We start from the raw sequence: 16,914 nt of genomic DNA on the forward strand, positions 1-16,914 counted from the left end.
TCACCCTCGGCAAGCAGGACACGGCGGACGGGGACGGCGGACTCATCGGTCCGCCGCACATCAACTGTGGACGACGGACGCCTGCCGCCCCGCGGCGGGCGCGACGTCATGTGGAGGACGCGCTATGAGCAGCGACCCGTGGGGCCGTGTCGACGAGCAGGGCACGGTCTACGTCAGGACCGCGGACGGCGAACGCGTCGTCGGCTCCTGGCAGGCCGGCTCGCCCGAGGAGGCGCTCGCCTACTTCGAGCGCAAGTACCAGGGCATCGAGGTGGAGATCGGCCTGCTGGAGAAGCGGGTGCGCACCACCGACCTGGCCGCCAAGGACGCCCAGGCCGCGCTGGAGCACCTGCGCGAGCAGGTCACCGAGGCCCACGCGGTGGGTGACCTGGCCGCGCTGGCCAAGCGCCTGGAGACGCTCACCGGCGAGATCGACAGCCGCCGTGAGGAGCGCAAGGCCGCCCGGGCCAAGGCCCAGGACGAGACCCGCACCTCCAAGGAGGCGCTGGTCGCGGAGGCCGAGCAGCTCGCCGACTCCACCCAGTGGCGGGAGGCCGGCGACCGGCTGCGCGCCCTGGTGGACACCTGGAAGGCCCTGCCCCGGCTGGACCGCAAGAGCGACGACGAGCTGTGGCACCGCTTCTCGCACGCCCGCTCGGTCTTCTCCAAGCACCGCAAGTCGCACTTCGCGTCGCTGGACGCCGAGCGCGAGCAGGCCCGGCTCACCAAGGAGCAGCTGGTCACCGAGGCCGAGGCGCTCTCCTCGTCCACCGACTGGGGCGACACCGCGGCCGGCTACCGCGACCTGATGGCGCGCTGGAAGGCCGCCGGCCGCGCCCAGCGCGACATCGAGGACGAGCTCTGGGCGCGCTTCCGCGGCGCCCAGGACGTCTTCTTCCAGGCGCGCTCCGCGGTGTTCAGCGAGCGTGACGCCGAGCAGGTGGCCAACCAGAAGCTCAAGGAGGCGCTGGCGGCCGAGGCCGAGACCATCCTGCCGATCACCGACCTCAAGGCCGCCAAGGCGGCGCTGCGCGACATCAACGAGCGCTGGGAGGCCATCGGCCACGTCCCGCGCGACGTCCGCCCGAAGCTGGACGGCCGGCTGAACACGGTCGAGCGGGCGATCCGCGAGGCCGAGGACAGCGAGTGGAAGCGCTCCAACCCGGAGGCCAAGGCCCGCGCGGCCGGCATGGTCGGCCTGTTCCAGGCCAAGGCCGAGAAGCTGCGCGCCGACCTCGACAAGGCCCGCGCGGCCGGCAACGCCTCCCGGACGGCGAAGCTGGAGTCCGAGCTGGCCGGCGTCGAGGAGCTGCTGCAGCAGGCCCACCGCAGCCAGGAGGAGTTCAGCGGCTGATCCGGCCACCGACCGCGTGCGAAGGGCCCCCGGGGAGCGATCCCCGGGGGCCCTTCGTGTTGGCCGCGGCCGCTACTTGCGGGCCGAGGTGACCCGGTAGACGTCGTAGACGCCCTCGACGCCGCGGACGGCCTTGAGGACGTGGCCGAGGTGCTTGGGGTCGCCCATCTCGAAGGTGAACCGGCTCATGGCCACCCGGTCGCGGGAGGTCTGCACCGCCGCCGACAGGATGTTGACGTGCTGGTCCGACAGCACCCGGGTGACGTCGGAGAGCAGCCGGGAGCGGTCCAGCGCCTCGACCTGGATCGCCACCAGGAAGACCGAGGACTGGGTGGCCGCCCACTCGACGTCGATCATGCGCTCGGGCTGCTGGCTGAGCGCCTCCACGTTGACGCAGTCGGCGCGGTGCACCGAGACGCCGTTGCCGCGGGTGATGAAGCCCACGATGCCGTCGCCCGGGACCGGGGTGCAGCAGCGCGACAGCTTCACCCAGACGTCCTCGACGCCCTTGACGATCACGCCCGGGTCGCCCTTGGCCCGGCGGCGCGCCGCGCGCCGGTTGTCGTGCGTGGGCGTGGCCGTCTCGGCGAGGTCCTCGGTGGCGCCCTCCTCGCCGCCCAGCGCCTGCACCAGCTTCTGGACGATGTTCTGCGCGGCGACGTGGCCCTCGCCGATCGCCGCGTACAGCGAGGAGATGTCCGGGTAGCGCATCTCGTGGGCCAGGGTGACCAGCGAGTCCCCGGTGAGGATCCGCTGGATCGGCAGGCCCTGCTTGCGCATCGCCCGGACGATCGCCTCCTTGCCCTGCTCGATCGCCTCCTCGCGGCGCTCCTTGGAGAACCAGGCCCGGATCTTGTTGCGGGCCCGGGGCGACTTGACGAAGCCCAGCCAGTCCCGGGACGGCCCGGCGTTCTCCGCCTTGGAGGTGAACACCTCGACGGTGTCGCCGTTCTCCAGGGTCGACTCCAGCGGCACCAGCCGCCCGTTCACCCGGGCCCCTATGGTGCGGTAGCCCACCTCGGTGTGCACCGCGAACGCGAAGTCCACCGGGGTGGCGCCGGCCGGGAGCGCTATGACGTCGCCCTTGGGCGTGAAGACGAAGACCTCGTTGCTGGCCAGGTCGAACCGGAGCGACTCCAGGAACTCGCCCGGGTCGGCGGTCTCCTTCTGCCAGTCCAGAAGCTGCCGCAGCCAGGCCATCTCGTTGACGGCGCCGGCCTTGTCGTCCTTGCGGGTCTGGGTCGGGGTGTCGGTGCGCACCTTGGAGGCGCCGGCCACCGCCCGCTGCTTGTACTTCCAGTGCGCGGCGATGCCGTACTCGGCCCGCCGGTGCATGTCGAAGGTGCGGATCTGCAGCTCGACCGGCTTGCCGCCGGGACCGATCACCGTGGTGTGCAGCGACTGGTACATGTTGAACTTGGGCATCGCGATGTAGTCCTTGAACCGCCCCGGCACCGGGTTCCACCGCGCGTGGATGGTGCCCAGCGCCGCGTAGCAGTCGCGGACGGTGTCGACCAGGACCCGGATGCCCACCAGGTCGTAGATCTCGGCGAAGTCCCGGCCCCGGACGATCATCTTCTGGTAGACCGAGTAGTAGTGCTTCGGCCGGCCGGTGACGGAGGCGGTGATCCGGGCGCCGCGCAGGTCGCCCTGGACCTGGTCGATGACGGTCGCCAGGTACTCGTCCCGCTTGGGGGCGCGCTCGGCGACCAGCCGGACGATCTCGTCGTACATCTTGGGGTAGAGGATCGCGAAGGCGAGGTCCTCCAGCTCCCACTTGATGGTGTTCATACCCAGCCGGTGCGCCAGCGGGGCGTAGATCTCCAGCGTCTCGCGGGCCTTCTTCTCCTGCTTCTCCCGCTTGAGGTACCGCATGGTGCGCATGTTGTGCAGCCGGTCGGCCAGCTTGATCACCAGGACCCGCGGGTCCTTGGCCATCGCCACGACCATCTTGCGGACCGTCTCGGCCTGCGCGGCCTCGCCGAACTTCACCCGGTCCAGCTTGGTGACACCGTCGACCAGCAGGGCCACCGAGTCGCCGAAGTCCTTGCGCAGGGTCTCCAGGCCGTAGTCGGTGTCCTCGACGGTGTCGTGCAGCAGCCCGGCCATCAGGGTCGGGGCGTCCATGCCCAGCTCGGCCAGGATGGTAGCGACCGCCAGCGGGTGGGTGATGTAGGGGTCACCGCTCTTGCGCTTCTGCCCGCGGTGCCACTTCTCGGCGACCGCGTACGCCTTCTCGATGTCCCGCAGCAACGCCGGATCGGCCTTGGGGTCGTTGGCCCGGATGGAGCGGAACAGCGGCTCCAGCACCGGGTTGAGGACACTGGAACGCTGGCCGCCGAGGCGGGCGAGGCGGGCGCGCATGCCTCCGGCGCTGGAGGCCCGGCCGGCCGGCGCGGCCGGACGGGACGGGGCCGGCGCCGGGCGTGCCGGAGTGGCCCCCGAGGGCGTGGGCCGGTTCTCGGGGGCGGCCGCAGCGGCCTTGGGCACAACCTCGTCGGGCAAGGACACTCCTCGGGGCACTCGGCCTGCCCCCCGCGGGCGCCGTGCGGCTCTGGCCGCGCCTCGCGCAACCGGGAGGGGATGAACCTTCATGGTACCGAGCCTCGCGCCGGGCCGTCCGGTCGGCCGGGCCCGCGCACGGACCCGACACACCCGGGGCACGACGACGGGCGGCGGCCGGATCACTCCGGCCGCCGCCCGTAGGGGTCGTGCGTCCTCGGACGACGAACAGCGTCTAGACCATGACCAGTGTCTCCAGCGGAGCGCCGCCCAGGTGCGGGGCGAGCCGCTCGCGGCCGCCGAGGAAGCCCAGCTCCATCAGCACGACCACACCGGCGAGCTCGGCCCCGGCCTCCCGGACCAGGTCCAGCGAGGCACCGACGGTCCCGCCGGTGGCGAGCACGTCGTCCACCACCAGCACCCGCTCACCGGGCGCGAATGCGTCGCACTGCACCTCCAGCGTCGCCGAGCCGTACTCCAGCTCGTACGAGCGCCGGAACACCTCGCCGGGCAGCTTGCCCTCCTTGCGGATCGGCACGAAGCCGAGCCCGGCCGCGAAGGCCGCCGGGGCCGCCAGGACGAACCCGCGGGCCTCCAGACCGACCACCTTGGTCGCCCCGAGCTCCCGCGCCCGCTCCGCCAGCGCCCGGGTGAGCGCCGCGAAGGCGTCGGCGTCGGCGAGCAGCGGCGCGATGTCCTTGAACAGCACGCCCGGCTTCGGGTAGTCGGGGACGTCCCGGATCCGGCTGGTGAGCAGCTCGGACAGGACGGTGTCGGCGGTGGTCACGAAGGGTCCTTACGGTCGGCGGGGATCAGCGCTTGGTGGACGGACGGCCCTTGGCACGCGGGGTGCCGCCCGCCCGACCGCGCTGACCGACCATACCCGCCGGCAGGTCCTCGTCCGCGATCTCCTCGCCGTCGCCGGCCTCGGCGGCCGCGGCGGCCTTGGCCTCGGCGGCCCGGCGCTGGGCCACCCGCTTGGCGAGGGCCTTCATCTCCGGCTGCTCCTCCTTCAGCTGCGCGAGCAGCGGGGTGGCGACGCAGATGGAGGAGTAGGCACCGGCGGCGAGACCGATGAACAGGGCCAGCGAGATGTCGTTCAGGGTGCCGGCGCCGAGCAGACCGCCACCGATGAACAGCAGCGCCGCCACCGGGAGCAGGGCGACCACCGTGGTGTTGAGCGAGCGGACCAGGGTCTGGTTGAGGCCCGCGTTGGCCGCCTCGCTGTAGGTGATCCTGTTCTGCTTGGTGAGCCCCTTGGAGTTCTCCTTCACGGTGTCGAAGACGACGACCGTGTCGTAGAGCGAGTAACCGAGGATGGTCAGGAAGCCGATCACGGTACCCGGGGTGACCTCGAAGCCGACCAGGGCGTAGACGCCGATGGTGATCAGGAGGTCGTGGATGAGGGCGACCAGGGCGGCCACCGCCATCCGCCACTCGAAGGCGATCGCCAGGTAGATCGTCACCAGGATCATGAAGATGACCAGGCCGGTGATCGCCTTGTTGGAGATCTGTTCACCCCAGCTGGGGCCGATCACCTGGGCGCCGATGTCCTCGACCGGGACGTCGATGGCCTTGGCGAACTTGCCGGTGAACTCCGAGGAGGTGGTCTTGTCCTCGGAGGAGATCTGGATCCGGATCTCGCCGTTGTCGGTCGACTGCACCAGCGGGTGCGAGGACACGATCTTGTCGACGGCGTCCTGGGCCTGCGACACCGTGAGCCCGGGCTTGGTCACGGTGTAGACCGAGCCGCCCTTGAACTCGATGCCGAGGTGCAGGCCCATCGCGAGGCCGATCGCGGCGACCAGGACGATCACGCCGGAGATGCTGTACCAGAGCTTGCGACGGCCGACGAAGTCGAAGCTGACCTCGCCCTGGTAGAGCTTGTGGCCCAGATTGGAGAAGCGCGACACGGTGTCAGGCCCCCTTCACGGCGGCGGAGGACGAAGGGTTGCGACGACGGGTGCTGCGCAGCGGCGGACGGGCGCCCAGCCGCTTCGGGTCCAGGCCGGACCACGGGTGACCGTCGGAGAAGAACTTCCGGCGGGCCAGCAGCGTGATCAGCGGCTTGGTGAAGAGGAAGATCACCACGACGTCGAGCGCCGTGGTCAGGCCCAGCGTGAACGCGAAGCCCTGCACCTTGCCGACCGAGACCACGTAGAGCACGGCGGCACAGAGGAAGGAGACGAAGTCCGACACCAGGATGGTGCGCCGGGCGCGCGGCCAGGCGCGCTGGACGGCCGGGCGCAGCAGCGCGCCCTCGCGGACCTCGTCGCGGATGCGCTCGAAGTACACGATGAAGGAGTCCGCGGTGATACCGATCGCGACGATGGCGCCGCAGACCGCGGGCAGGTTCAGCGCGAAGCCGATCCCGCCGCCGAGCAGGCTCATGATCGAGTAGGTCAGGGCCGCCGAGACGAGCAGACCGGCGATCGAGACCAGGCCCAGACCGCGGTAGTAGACCAGCGAGTACAGGACCACCAGGATCATGCCGATCAGACCGGCGATCAGACCGGCCTTCAGCTGGTCGCCGCCGAGCTGCGGGGAGACGGTGGTGACGTCGCTGGTGGTGAACTCCAGCGGCAGCGCGCCGAAGCTCAGCACGTTGGCGAGGCTCTGCGCCTCCTCCTGGCCGAAGTTGCCGGAGATCACGGCCGAGCCGCCGGGGATGGCGCCGCGGACGTACGGGTGGGAGACGACCTGGCCGTCCAGCACGATGGCGAACTGGTTGGCCGGGTCCGGCTGGGTGGCCAGCTGGCCGGTGACGGCGGTGAACGCGTCGGTGCCCTTGCCGTCGAACTGCAGCTGGACCTGCCAGCCGCCGCCCTGCTGGGTGTCGATGCTCGCCTGGGCCTTGGACACGTTCGCGCCCTGGACCGCGACCGGGCCGAGCGCGAGCTTGTAGAAGAGACCCTTCTCGTCCTTCTGCGTGCAGGCGACGGCCGGCGCGCCGTCGGCGCCCTGGTAGTTCTTGTTCCGCTGGTCCGGCTTGCTGCAGTCCAGCGCGGCGAACTGCGCGGCCAGCTCCGGCGGCACGGTGCCCGAGGTCATCGCGGCGGAGAGGTCCGGGTTGGCCGGCGGCGTGGCGGCGGCCGACGGCGCGCCGGTCGCGGCGGCGCTCGGGGCCGTGCTCGCGTTCGCGCTCGGAGCCGTGGAGGCCGAGGCACCGGTGGTGGCGACCGGAGACGGGGTGTTGTCGGCCGCGAGGGCCTCACCGGCCGGGCGGCCCTGCTTGGTGGGGGTCGCACTCGGCGCGCCGGTCCCGGCGGCGGCGCTCGGGGCGGCGGAGCCGGTCCCGGTCGCGGCGGGGGTGCCGGAGGCACCCGCGGACGGGGTCGCGCTCGGGGCCGGGGCCTGGATGCCGCTCGGGGCGAGGGCGAGGACCGGGCGGAAGAACAGCTTCGCGGTGGTGCCGACCTGGTCGGCCGCGGTCTGCTTGTCCCCGCCCTTGGGGATGTTCACGATGATGTTGCGGTCACCCTGGGTCTGCACCTCCGCCTCGGAGACGCCCATCCCGTTGACCCGCTGCTCGATGATCCCGGTGGCGATGCCCATGCTGGACTTGTTGATCGCCTTGGGGTCGCTCGACTTCGCACTCAGCGTGATGCTGGTACCGCCGGCGAGGTCGATCCCGAGGCGGGGCTTGGTGTTGCCCGTCCCGAACATGAGGGCGACCAGTCCGACGGTGACGACCAGGATGAGGGCCAGCGCCCGCCCTGGGTAGCCGTCGCGCGGGCGCGACTTGGGTGTTGCCACCTTGCTCGTTTCTCCCTGTCCATGCCACTTCCCCCCACCGGACCCCGCCCGGCTCGTGGCTGGACGGGGTGTGGCGGAACTGCGGCCCTGAGTCCTGTGGGCTCGCGGCGTGACGCCGCGCGACCGGGCGGGTGCCCGGCCGTACTACTTGCTCGCGGGAGCGCCGCCCTCGGCCTCGGCCTTCGCGTCGCCCTTGGCGGCGTCGTCCTTGGTGAACGACAGCGGCTCGGCCGCGGCCGGCTCGATCTCGGCGTCCTCGGCGTCGACCGGCTCGTCCTCGGCCGGGCGGCCGTTGATGATCGCGTCGTAGTCCGCGGGGTCCATGACCGCCGCGATGGCGCTCTTGGTGAAGTGGCTGACCACGCCCGGCGCGATCTCCAGCTCGACGGTCTCCTCGTTGACCGCCTTCACCCGCGCGTACAGACCACCGATGGTGCGGACCCCCGCCCCGGGCTCCAGCGCGGTCTGCATCTGCTGCATCTGCGACTGGCGCTTCTTCTGCGACCGGAACATGAGCACGATCGCGAGGATCGGGAGGAGAAGGATGATGAGGTTCACTGCAGCCAGGGTCCTTTACGGGCCGCCGGCCGGCGGCCTGTGTGGTATCGGTCGTCCCGTCGGGTGAGAGGGGCGGTCCGGCGGAGTCTAGGCGACCCCGAACTGATCGGACAACGCCAAGCATCGCATCCTGCCGCCGAAAGTGGCGAGCCTCGTCCTGCACAGTTTCCCGGGACTTCTCCCCCGGCTCGCGCGCTCACCCCCACCGCGGGCGCACACCCTCCGCACACGCTCCGCCCTCACCCGTTCGGCCTCCCGCCCGGGTCCCGGCCTCAGACCTCGGGACTCCGCCGCCCGTCGGGGGCGAAGAGCTCGGGCTGGGGAGGCACCGCGCCGCGGCCGGACTGGAGCGGCGGGACGAGACCGAGGTGCTGCCAGGCCGCGGCGGTGGCGATCCGCCCGCGCGGGGTCCGGGCCAGCAGACCCTCGCGGACCAGGAACGGCTCGGCGACCTCCTCGACCGTCTCGGCCTCCTCGCCGACCGCGACCGCCAGGGTCGACAGCCCGACCGGGCCGCCGCCGAAGAGCCGCAGCAGGGCACCCAGCACCGCGCGGTCCAACCGGTCCAGACCACGGGCGTCCACCTCGTAGACCTCCAGCGCCCGGCCGGCGATCTCGGCGGTCACCACGCCGTCGTGCCGTACCTGCGCGTAGTCGCGGACCCGGCGCAGCAGCCGGTTGGCGATCCGCGGCGTCCCCCGGGAGCGGCCGGCGATCTCGGCCGCTCCGGCCGGGTCGATCTCGACGTCCAGCAGCGCGGCCGAGCGGTGCACGACCCGCTGCAGCTCGGCCGGGGCGTAGAACTCCATGTGCCCGGTGAAGCCGAACCGGTCCCGCAGCGGCGGCGGCAGCAGCCCGGCCCGGGTGGTCGCGCCGACCAGGGTGAACGGCGGCAGCTCCAGCGGGATGGCGGTCGCGCCCGGCCCCTTGCCGACGATCACGTCGACCCGGAAGTCCTCCATCGCCATGTAGAGCATCTCCTCGGCCGGCCGGGACATCCGGTGGATCTCGTCGAGGAAGAGCACCTCGCCCTCGGCGAGCGAGGAGAGGATCGCCGCGAGGTCCCCCGCGTGCTGGATCGCCGGCCCGGAGGTGATCCGGATCGGCGCGCCCAGCTCGGCCGCGATGATCATCGACAGCGTGGTCTTGCCGAGCCCGGGCGGGCCGCTGAGCAGGACGTGGTCCGGCGCGGAGCCGCGCCGGCGGGCCGCCTGGAGCACCAGCGACAGCTGCTCGCGCACCCGCTCCTGGCCGATGAACTCGTCCAGCAGCTTGGGGCGCAGGGCCGCCTCGACGGCCTGGTCCTCACCGTCGGCGGCGGCGGTCACCAGCCGGTCGGCGGGCTCGGGGTCGTACGGGCTCATCGGAGGGGGCTCCCACATCGGTGTCGACAAGGTGACAGGTCGTCAGCCGGCTTCAGCGCGCGCGGTTGAGGCCGCGCAGCGCGAGCCGCAGCAGCGCTCCGACGTCCGGCACCGACTGCGCCTCCGCCTCCGGGGTGACGGCGGCGACCGCGTCGTCCGCCTCGCGGGGGGCGTAGCCGAGACCCACCAGCGCGGAGTGCAGTTGCTCGCCCCACGGCGCCGGCCCGGTGGCGACCGGCTTCTGCGCCGGTACCGCGCCGTGCGGCGCGCCCAGCTTGTCCTTGTACTCCAGCAGCAGCTTGGCCGCCTTGGCCTTGCCGATGCCCGGCACCGCCACCAGGGCCTTCTCGTCCCCGCTCGCGACGGCGGCGCGCAGCGCGTCCGGGCTGTGCACGCCGAGGACGGCCTGCGCCAGCTTCGGGCCGACCCCGGGCGCGGCCTGGAGGATCTCGAAGACCGCGCGCTCGTCGTCGTCGGCGAAGCCGAACAGGGTCAGCGAGTCCTCCCGGACCACCAGCGAGGTGGCCAGCCGGACCGGCTCGCCCAGCCGCAGGCCGGCCAGGGTGGCCGGGGTGCACTGCAGGGCCAGGCCGACGCCGCCGACCTCCACCACCGCGAGGCCGGCGGAGACCGCCGCCACGGGTCCTTGCACGAAGGCGATCATCGGGGGGTTCCTCTCGGGCCGGGCGGGGAGGTGGTGCGGGCGGCGGCGGCCTTGACCGCGGCCTCCAGGCGGTTGGTGGCACCGCCGCGCCAGATGTGGCAGATGGCCAGCGCCAGCGCGTCGGCCGCGTCGGCCGGCTTCGGCGGCGCGTCGAGCCGCAGCAGCCGCTGCACCATCGCCGTGACCTGGGCCTTGTCGGCCCGGCCGGAGCCGGTGACGGCGGCCTTGACCTCGCTGGGGGTGTGCAGGGTGACCGGTATGCCGCGCCGGGTCGCGCAGAGCATCGCGACCGCGCTGGCCTGCGCGGTGCCCATCACGGTGCGGACGTTGTGCTGGGCGAAGACCCGCTCGACCGCCACCAGGTCGGGCCGGTACTCGTCCAGCCAGGCTTCGACGCCCTGCTCGACCAGCAGCAGCCGCGGCCCGATCTCCGCCTCGGCGGGGGTGCGCACCACCCCGACCCCGGCCATCCGCAGCGGCCGGCCCGGCGCGCCCTCGACCACGCCGATCCCGCACCTGGTCAGCCCCGGGTCGACCCCCAGCACCCGAACCACCGCGCCCCCTCCGTCATCACGTCCTCCGACCTGCGAAGGCTACCGCCCGCCACCGACAGCGCCACCGACGACACCGGCCCGGCGGTCCTGGGGACCGCCGGGCCGGGAGGGGGGCACGATCACTCGGCGTCGAGCTGCGCGCCGACCTCGTCGCTGATGTCGAAGTTGGCGAAGACGTTCTGCACGTCGTCGCTGTCCTCCAGGGCGTCGATCAGCTTGAAGATCTTGCGGGCGCCGTCGACGTCCAGCTCGACCTGCATGCTCGGGACGAAGTTGGCGTCGGCCGAGTCGTAGTCGAGGCCGGCGTCCACCAGCGCGGTGCGCACCGGGACCATGTCGCCCGGCTCGGAGACGATCTCGAACGCCTCGCCGAGGTCGTTGACCTCCTCGGCGCCGTGGTCGAGGACGATCTCCAGGAGCTTCTCCTCGTCCACGCCGTCGGCCTTGGGGACGATCACGACACCGCGGCGGTTGAACAGGTACGAGACCGAGCCCGGGTCGGCCATCGAGCCGCCGTTGCGGGTCATCGCCACGCGCACGTCGGAGGCGGCGCGGTTGCGGTTGTCGGTGAGGCACTCGATCAGCACGGCGACACCGTTCGGGCCGTAGCCCTCGTACATGATCGTCTGGTAGTCGGCGCCGCCGGCCTCCAGACCGCCACCGCGCTTGACGGCGCGGTTGATGTTGTCGATCGGGACGGACGCCTTCTTCGCCTTCTGCACGGCGTCGTACAGCGTCGGGTTGCCGTTCAGGTCCGGACCGCCGGTGCGCGCCGCCACCTCGATGTTCTTGATCATCTTGGCGAAGAGCTTGCCGCGCTTGGCGTCGATCACGGCCTTCTTGTGCTTGGTGGTAGCCCACTTAGAGTGGCCGGACATCGCCAGCTCCTTTACGTCGCCAATGGGAAATGAACAGATGAGATCTTACCGGTGCGGTCGGTCCTCGCCCGCACACGGTCGTTCGCGCACCGTCACGCGGCGGCGAGGTGCTCCTCGACCATCCGCACGAAGTAGGCGTGCACCCGGTGGTCGCCGGTGAGCTCGGGGTGGAACGAGGTGGCCAGCAGGTTGCCCTGGCGCACCGCCACGATCCGGCTGTCCGGGCCGTCCGCCGCCGGCAGCTCGGCCAGCACCCGGACACCCGCGCCGACCGCCTCCACCCACGGGGCGCGGATGAACACGCCGTGCACCGGCGCCTCGTCCAGTCCGGTGAAGGCGACGCCCGACTCGAAGGACTCGTTCTGGCGGCCGAAGGCGTTGCGGCGCACGGTCATGTCGATGCCACCGACCGTCTCCTGGTCCTCGCGCCCGTCCAGGATCTTGTCGGCCAGCATGATCATGCCGGCGCAGGTCCCGTACACCGGCATCCCGGCCGCCACGCGCTCGCGCAGCGGGCCCATCACGCCGAACAGCAGCGCCAGCTTGGACATCGTGGTGGACTCCCCGCCGGGGATCACCAGCGCGTCGACCTCGGCCAGCTCCTCCACCCGGCGGACCGGACGGGCCAGCGCGTCGGCCTCGGCCAGCGCGATCAGGTGCTCGCGGACGTCGCCCTGCAGGGCGAGGACGCCGATGACTGGAGTGGACACTTCTCGTACCTCTTGACTCTCGAACGGACGACGCGCAGCGGCCCGCCGCGCCGATGATCACACCGCGCGGCGGGCCGTAGGACGCGTATTACCAGCCGCGGTTGGCGTAGCGCTCGGTCTCCGGCAGGGTGTCGCAGTTGATGCCGACCATGGCCTCGCCCAGGTTGCGGGAGGCATCGGCGATGATCTTCGGGTCGTCGAAGAACGTGGTGGCCTTGACGATGGCGGCGGCACGCTTCGCCGGGTCGCCGGACTTGAAGATGCCCGAGCCGACGAAGACGCCCTCGGCACCCAGCTGGCGCATCAGCGCGGCGTCGGCCGGGGTGGCCACACCACCGGCGGAGAACAGCACGACCGGCAGCTTGCCGAGCTCGGCGACCTCCTTGACCAGCTCGTACGGGGCGCGGAGCTCCTTGGCGGCGGCGTACAGCTCGTTGTTGTCGAAGCCGCGCAGCTTGGCGATCTCGTTCTTGATCTGACGCAGGTGGCGGACCGCCTCGACGACGTTGCCGGTGCCGGCCTCGCCCTTCGAGCGGATCATGGCCGCGCCCTCGGCGATGCGGCGCAGCGCCTCGCCCAGGTTGGTGGCACCACAGACGAACGGCGTGGTGAACGCGAACTTGTCGGAGTGGTTGACCTCGTCGGCCGGGGTCAGCACCTCGGACTCGTCGATGTAGTCGACACCCAGCGACTGGAGGACCTGGGCCTCGACGAAGTGGCCGATCCGGGACTTCGCCATGACCGGGATCGAGACCGCGGCGATGATCTCCTCGATCATGTTCGGGTCCGACATCCGGGCCACGCCGCCGTCCTTGCGGATGTCGGCCGGCACGCGCTCCAGGGCCATGACGGCCACAGCGCCGGCGTCCTCGGCGATCTTCGCCTGCTCGGCGTTGACCACGTCCATGATCACACCGCCCTTGAGCTGCTCGGCCATGCCGCGCTTGACCCGGGCGGTACCGATCTGCGGCTGGTCTGCGGTGGTGGGGGTGGTGGACACGTGAGACCTCACTCGAAGATGAACCAGTGCTATCGCCCTATGGTAGGCGGAAGAAACGGCCCCTCCATGCGCCATCAAGTCCAGCGTGCGTGACGGGATACGACAAACAGGCCGGATCCGGACCAGCTGCCGCGGCCGGTGGGACGCGTTCCACCCGGACCGCGCCGGGCCCGCCCCGCACGGCCCCCACCGCACGCCCCCGGTACCCGCCCTACGCGGGCGCGCCCTCCGGCGTGAGCGCCGCCGGCGGCGCGTCGTCCATCTCGAACGCCATCGGGAACGGCGCCCGGCCCGCCAGCCGGAAGTACCGCACCAGCCGGTGCTCCCGCACCGCCCGCGCCGCCCGCACGGCGTCGTTGTGGAACCGCCGCGCCAGCGGCACCCGCCGCACCGCCGCGGTCAGGTCCCGCACCGCCTCCTCGCCGCCCGGCGCGGCCACCAGCGCCGCGGCCTGCTCCGGCTCCGCGAACACCGCCCGCAGCGCCAGGCTCAGCTGGCTCTCGGCCACCTCGCGCTGCTCGTCCTCCGCCTGCCGGGCCGCGTGCGCCGCGTCCAGCAGCAGCAGCGACGCCGCCGGGTCCAGCAGCGAGGACGTCGCCAGCTCGATCGCCATCGACGCCCGGCGCACCAACTGCGCGTCCAGCGCCGCCCGGGCGGCGTCGATCCGGGCGTGCAGCCGGTCCAGCCTCCCGGCCGTCCAACTCAGGTACATACCGAACAGCACCACGGCCACGCCGGCCCAGATCCACGTAGTCACGGGGCGCTACGCTACCGGGTGCCCCCGGCTCACCCCTCGACCGCCGTGTTCCGGTACGCCCCGCGGTCGATGTCGCGCACGTCCACCGCGAGCTGGAGCCGCTCCCCCGGCACCGGCTTCACCCGCTCGGCCAGCAGCGCCAGCACCCCCTCGCTGAGCGCCGCCTTCGCCTCCGGGGTCCGCCCCGGGAAGATCTGGAACTGCACGAACACCTGCGCCTCGACCCGCTCGCCGGAGCCGACCACGACCTCCGGGTCGGTCGCCCGGAACACCGTCCTGCAGCCCTCCGGCGTGGCGTTGATCGTCTCCACCGCGAGCCGGTTGATCGCCAGCCCCAGCTCCCGGCGGTCGAAGGAGTCGGCCAGGCTCGGCGAGTAGTCGACGGAGATCTGCGGCATCGGGGCCTCCGGGCGGCACGGTCGGAAGGGGAACGGAAGCGGAGAGGTCGAACGGTACGACCGTCCGACCCTATCCGCGCCCCGCCGCCGGCTCAGTCCCGGGCCAGCCCGAACCGGCCCCGCCGACCGCTGCGCTCGTCCTCCTCGACCACCGCCGCCGCGCCCGCCGTCACCGTCTCGTAGACGGCCAGGATGTCCGCGCCCACGGTCGACCAGTCGAACCGCCGCACATGCCGCGACGCCGCCTTCCGCAGCTCCTCCAGCCGCCCCGGGTCCCCCAGCAGCCGCAGCGCCGTCCGCGCCAGCGCGTCCGCGTCCTCCACCGGGAACAGCTCGCCCGCGTCCCCGCCGTCCAGTACCTGCTTGAACGCGTCCAGATCGCTCGCCAGCACCGGCGCGCCCGCCGACATCGCCTCGACCAGGATGATCCCGAAGCTCTCGCCGCCGGTGTTGGGCGCCACGTACAGGTCCACGCTGCGCAGCAGCCGGGCCTTGTCCCGGTCGCTCACCATGCCGAGGAACTCCACCTGCGCGCGGACCTCGGGCGCCAGCCCGGCGACCGCCTCCTCCTCGTCGCCCTTGCCCGCGACCAGCAGCCGCACCCCGGGCCGCTCGGCCACGATCCGCGGCAGCGCCGCCAGCAGCGTCGGCAGTCCCTTGCGCGGTTCGTTGATCCGCCCGATGAAGCCGATCGTCCCCGGTCCGCCGTCGGCCGCCCCGCCGGTCCAGCGGGCGTCCGGCTCGGCGTCCGCGAAGAAGCCCACGTCCACGCCGTTCGGGATCACCACCGCGTCCCCGCCCAGGTGCTCCACCAGGGTGCGCCGCGCGTACTCGCTCACCGCGATCCGGGCCCGCATCTTCTCCAGGCCCGGCTGGAGGATCGGCGAGGCCGCGATCATCGCCCGCGAGCGCGGGTTCGAGGTGTGGAAGGTACCCACCATCGGCCCCGAGGCCGACCAGGCGGCCAGTATCGACAGACTCGGCGAGGTCGGCTCGTGCACGTGCAGGATGTCGAAGCGTCCCTCGTGCAGCCACCGCCGCACCCGGGCCGCCGACAGGATCCCGAAGCTCAGCCGCGCCACCGAGCCGTTGTACGGCACCGCCACCGCCCGGCCCGCCGAGACCACGTACGGCGGCAGCGCCTCGTCGTCCTCGGCCGGAGCCAGCACCGACACCGAGTGACCCAGGCCGATCAGGTGCTCGGCGAGGTCCCGGATGTGGAACTGCACGCCGCCGGGAACGTCCCAGTCGTACGGGCAGACGATGCCGATCTTCACGGGTCTCCTCGAAATCCTGCGGACGGTGCGGGCGATGCGGACGGCACGCGGGCGGCGCAGCCGGTGCGGGCGGTACGGCCCGGTGCGGGCGGCGGGGTACGGCGGGCCGGCCTCAGGCCCCCGCGGCCCCGGCGGCGGGGTCGGCACCCACCTGGTCGGCGGCGACCGGAGCCCCGCTGACCGGCGCCCCCCGGTCCGGCTCCCCGGCTCGGGCCCGCTCCGCCCCCACCGTCTCACGGACCGGGAGGTCGGCCAGCCAGAAGCGCTGCAGCATGTGCCAGTCCTCCGGGTGGCGCCGGATCGCGTCCTCCCAGACGTCGGCCATCGCCTGCGTCATCACCCTGGTCCGCTCCGCCCGGTCGCCCTCCGCGGGCACCGGCACCTCCGGGTGGATCCGGCCCCGCAGGATCCGGCCCTCGTACCAGAGCGTGACCGGCATCAGCGCCGCCCCGGTCCGCTGGCACAACGCCGCCGGACCGGCCGGCATCCGGGTCGCCTCACCGAAGAACGACACCCCGACGCCCGCCTCGGAGAGGTCGCGGTCCCCCACCAGGCAGACCATCTTCCCCGCCCGCAGCCGGCGCGCCAGCGTGCCCACCACGTTCACCGAGCCGCCGGTCAGCGGCAGCACCTCCATGCCCAGGCTCTCGCGGAACGCCACGAACCGGTCGAACAGCCGCTCCGGCTCCAACCGCTCCGCCACCGTGGTGAACGGATACCCCAGCGAGGCCACCCAGGCCCCCGCGAGGTCCCAGTTGCCCATGTGCGGCAGCGCGATCACGGCGCCCCGACCGGACTCCAGCGCCTCCCGCAACTGCTCGAAACCGTCCACCCGGACGTCCCGCAGCACCCGCGCGCGGCCCCAGACCGGCAGCCGGAACGACTCCTGCCAGTACCGCATGTACGAACGCATCCCGGCCCGCGACAGCTCCCGCAGCCGGGCCTCGTCCGCCTCCGGGCGCACCCGCAGCAGATTCGCCTCCAGCTGCAGCACCCGCTTGCCGCGCCGCCGCCACGCCGAGTCCGCCAGCCGGTCGAACAGCGCCCGGGCCGCCGGCTCCGGCAGGTGCTTGAGCACCGCCCAGCCCGCCGCGTACGCCGTGTACACCAACCGGTCCATCACTCGTTCCTTCACCGCGGCA

Annotated in this window: 16 protein-coding genes; 1 reads left to right on the forward strand and 15 read right to left on the reverse strand. The window is 72.6% G+C overall.

Features of this window, described 5'->3' with window-relative positions; all coding sequences use genetic code 11:
- The first annotated feature begins 124 nt into the window (after positions 1-124).
- Positions 125-1,354, forward strand: a complete 1,230-nt coding sequence (locus ACIQ9P_RS34265) for a DUF349 domain-containing protein (RefSeq protein ID WP_402365217.1) — start codon at positions 125-127, stop codon at positions 1,352-1,354.
- Positions 1,355-1,426: 72 nt separating this feature from the next.
- On the opposite strand, the gene ACIQ9P_RS34270 is transcribed toward ACIQ9P_RS34265, so the two are convergent.
- The 15 genes from ACIQ9P_RS34270 to ACIQ9P_RS34340 all read right to left on the reverse strand — a co-directional run bounded on the left by ACIQ9P_RS34270 (position 1,427) and on the right by ACIQ9P_RS34340 (position 16,892).
- Positions 1,427-3,859, reverse strand: a complete 2,433-nt coding sequence (locus ACIQ9P_RS34270; RefSeq protein ID WP_402365219.1) for a RelA/SpoT family protein — start codon at positions 3,857-3,859, stop codon at positions 1,427-1,429.
- Between the two features lie 232 nt (positions 3,860-4,091).
- Positions 4,092-4,643, reverse strand: coding sequence for an adenine phosphoribosyltransferase (locus ACIQ9P_RS34275; protein ID WP_402365221.1), 552 nt, complete (start codon positions 4,641-4,643; stop codon positions 4,092-4,094).
- 25 nt (positions 4,644-4,668) lie between these two features.
- Positions 4,669-5,769, reverse strand: coding sequence for a protein translocase subunit SecF (secF, locus tag ACIQ9P_RS34280; protein ID WP_402365223.1), 1,101 nt, complete (start codon positions 5,767-5,769; stop codon positions 4,669-4,671).
- Positions 5,770-5,773: 4 nt separating this feature from the next.
- The gene (gene secD / locus ACIQ9P_RS34285) at positions 5,774-7,612 is read right to left on the reverse strand and encodes a protein translocase subunit SecD (protein WP_402365225.1); all 1,839 of its coding nucleotides are present in this window, start codon (positions 7,610-7,612) and stop codon (positions 5,774-5,776) included.
- 144 nt (positions 7,613-7,756) lie between these two features.
- Entirely contained in the window at positions 7,757-8,170 is a 414-nt protein-coding gene (gene yajC / locus ACIQ9P_RS34290; protein ID WP_402365227.1) for a preprotein translocase subunit YajC, read from the reverse strand.
- A 272-nt stretch (positions 8,171-8,442) separates the two neighbouring features.
- A complete protein-coding gene (gene ruvB / locus ACIQ9P_RS34295) occupies positions 8,443-9,534 on the reverse strand; it encodes a Holliday junction branch migration DNA helicase RuvB (RefSeq protein ID WP_402365229.1) in 1,092 nt (363 codons plus the stop codon).
- Positions 9,535-9,586: 52 nt separating this feature from the next.
- The gene (gene ruvA / locus ACIQ9P_RS34300; RefSeq protein ID WP_402365231.1) at positions 9,587-10,198 is read right to left on the reverse strand and encodes a Holliday junction branch migration protein RuvA; all 612 of its coding nucleotides are present in this window, start codon (positions 10,196-10,198) and stop codon (positions 9,587-9,589) included.
- Positions 10,195-10,752, reverse strand: a complete 558-nt coding sequence (gene ruvC, locus ACIQ9P_RS34305; RefSeq protein WP_402365233.1) for a crossover junction endodeoxyribonuclease RuvC — start codon at positions 10,750-10,752, stop codon at positions 10,195-10,197. The genes ruvA and ruvC overlap by 4 nt, the downstream gene beginning before the upstream one ends.
- Positions 10,753-10,871: 119 nt before the next feature.
- Complete coding sequence (locus tag ACIQ9P_RS34310) at positions 10,872-11,630, reverse strand: YebC/PmpR family DNA-binding transcriptional regulator (protein ID WP_402365235.1); 759 nt, start codon at positions 11,628-11,630, stop codon at positions 10,872-10,874.
- 92 nt (positions 11,631-11,722) lie between these two features.
- On the reverse strand, positions 11,723-12,340 hold the full coding sequence (pdxT, locus tag ACIQ9P_RS34315; protein ID WP_402365237.1) for a pyridoxal 5'-phosphate synthase glutaminase subunit PdxT: 618 nt from the start codon (positions 12,338-12,340) through the stop codon (positions 11,723-11,725).
- 88 nt (positions 12,341-12,428) lie between these two features.
- Positions 12,429-13,340: a pyridoxal 5'-phosphate synthase lyase subunit PdxS gene (gene pdxS / locus ACIQ9P_RS34320; protein WP_030300161.1), complete on the reverse strand. Its 912-nt coding sequence runs from the start codon at positions 13,338-13,340 to the stop codon at positions 12,429-12,431.
- 211 nt (positions 13,341-13,551) lie between these two features.
- Positions 13,552-14,097 carry a hypothetical protein gene (locus ACIQ9P_RS34325; RefSeq protein WP_402365240.1) on the reverse strand — a complete coding sequence of 182 codons (546 nt, stop codon included), beginning with the start codon at positions 14,095-14,097 and terminating at the stop codon, positions 13,552-13,554.
- A 29-nt stretch (positions 14,098-14,126) separates the two neighbouring features.
- The gene (locus ACIQ9P_RS34330; RefSeq protein ID WP_402365242.1) at positions 14,127-14,495 is read right to left on the reverse strand and encodes a 5-carboxymethyl-2-hydroxymuconate Delta-isomerase; all 369 of its coding nucleotides are present in this window, start codon (positions 14,493-14,495) and stop codon (positions 14,127-14,129) included.
- Between the two features lie 92 nt (positions 14,496-14,587).
- Positions 14,588-15,772 (reverse strand): glycosyltransferase family 4 protein, encoded by a 1,185-nt coding sequence (locus tag ACIQ9P_RS34335; RefSeq protein ID WP_402365244.1) that lies wholly within the window; start codon positions 15,770-15,772, stop codon positions 14,588-14,590.
- A gap of 112 nt (positions 15,773-15,884) precedes the next feature.
- A complete protein-coding gene (locus tag ACIQ9P_RS34340) occupies positions 15,885-16,892 on the reverse strand; it encodes a phosphatidylinositol mannoside acyltransferase (protein WP_402365246.1) in 1,008 nt (335 codons plus the stop codon).
- Positions 16,893-16,914 lie beyond the last annotated feature (22 nt).

It is taken from the genome of Kitasatospora sp. NPDC094019, assembly GCF_044764505.1.
GTDB lineage: Bacteria > Actinomycetota > Actinomycetes > Streptomycetales > Streptomycetaceae > Kitasatospora.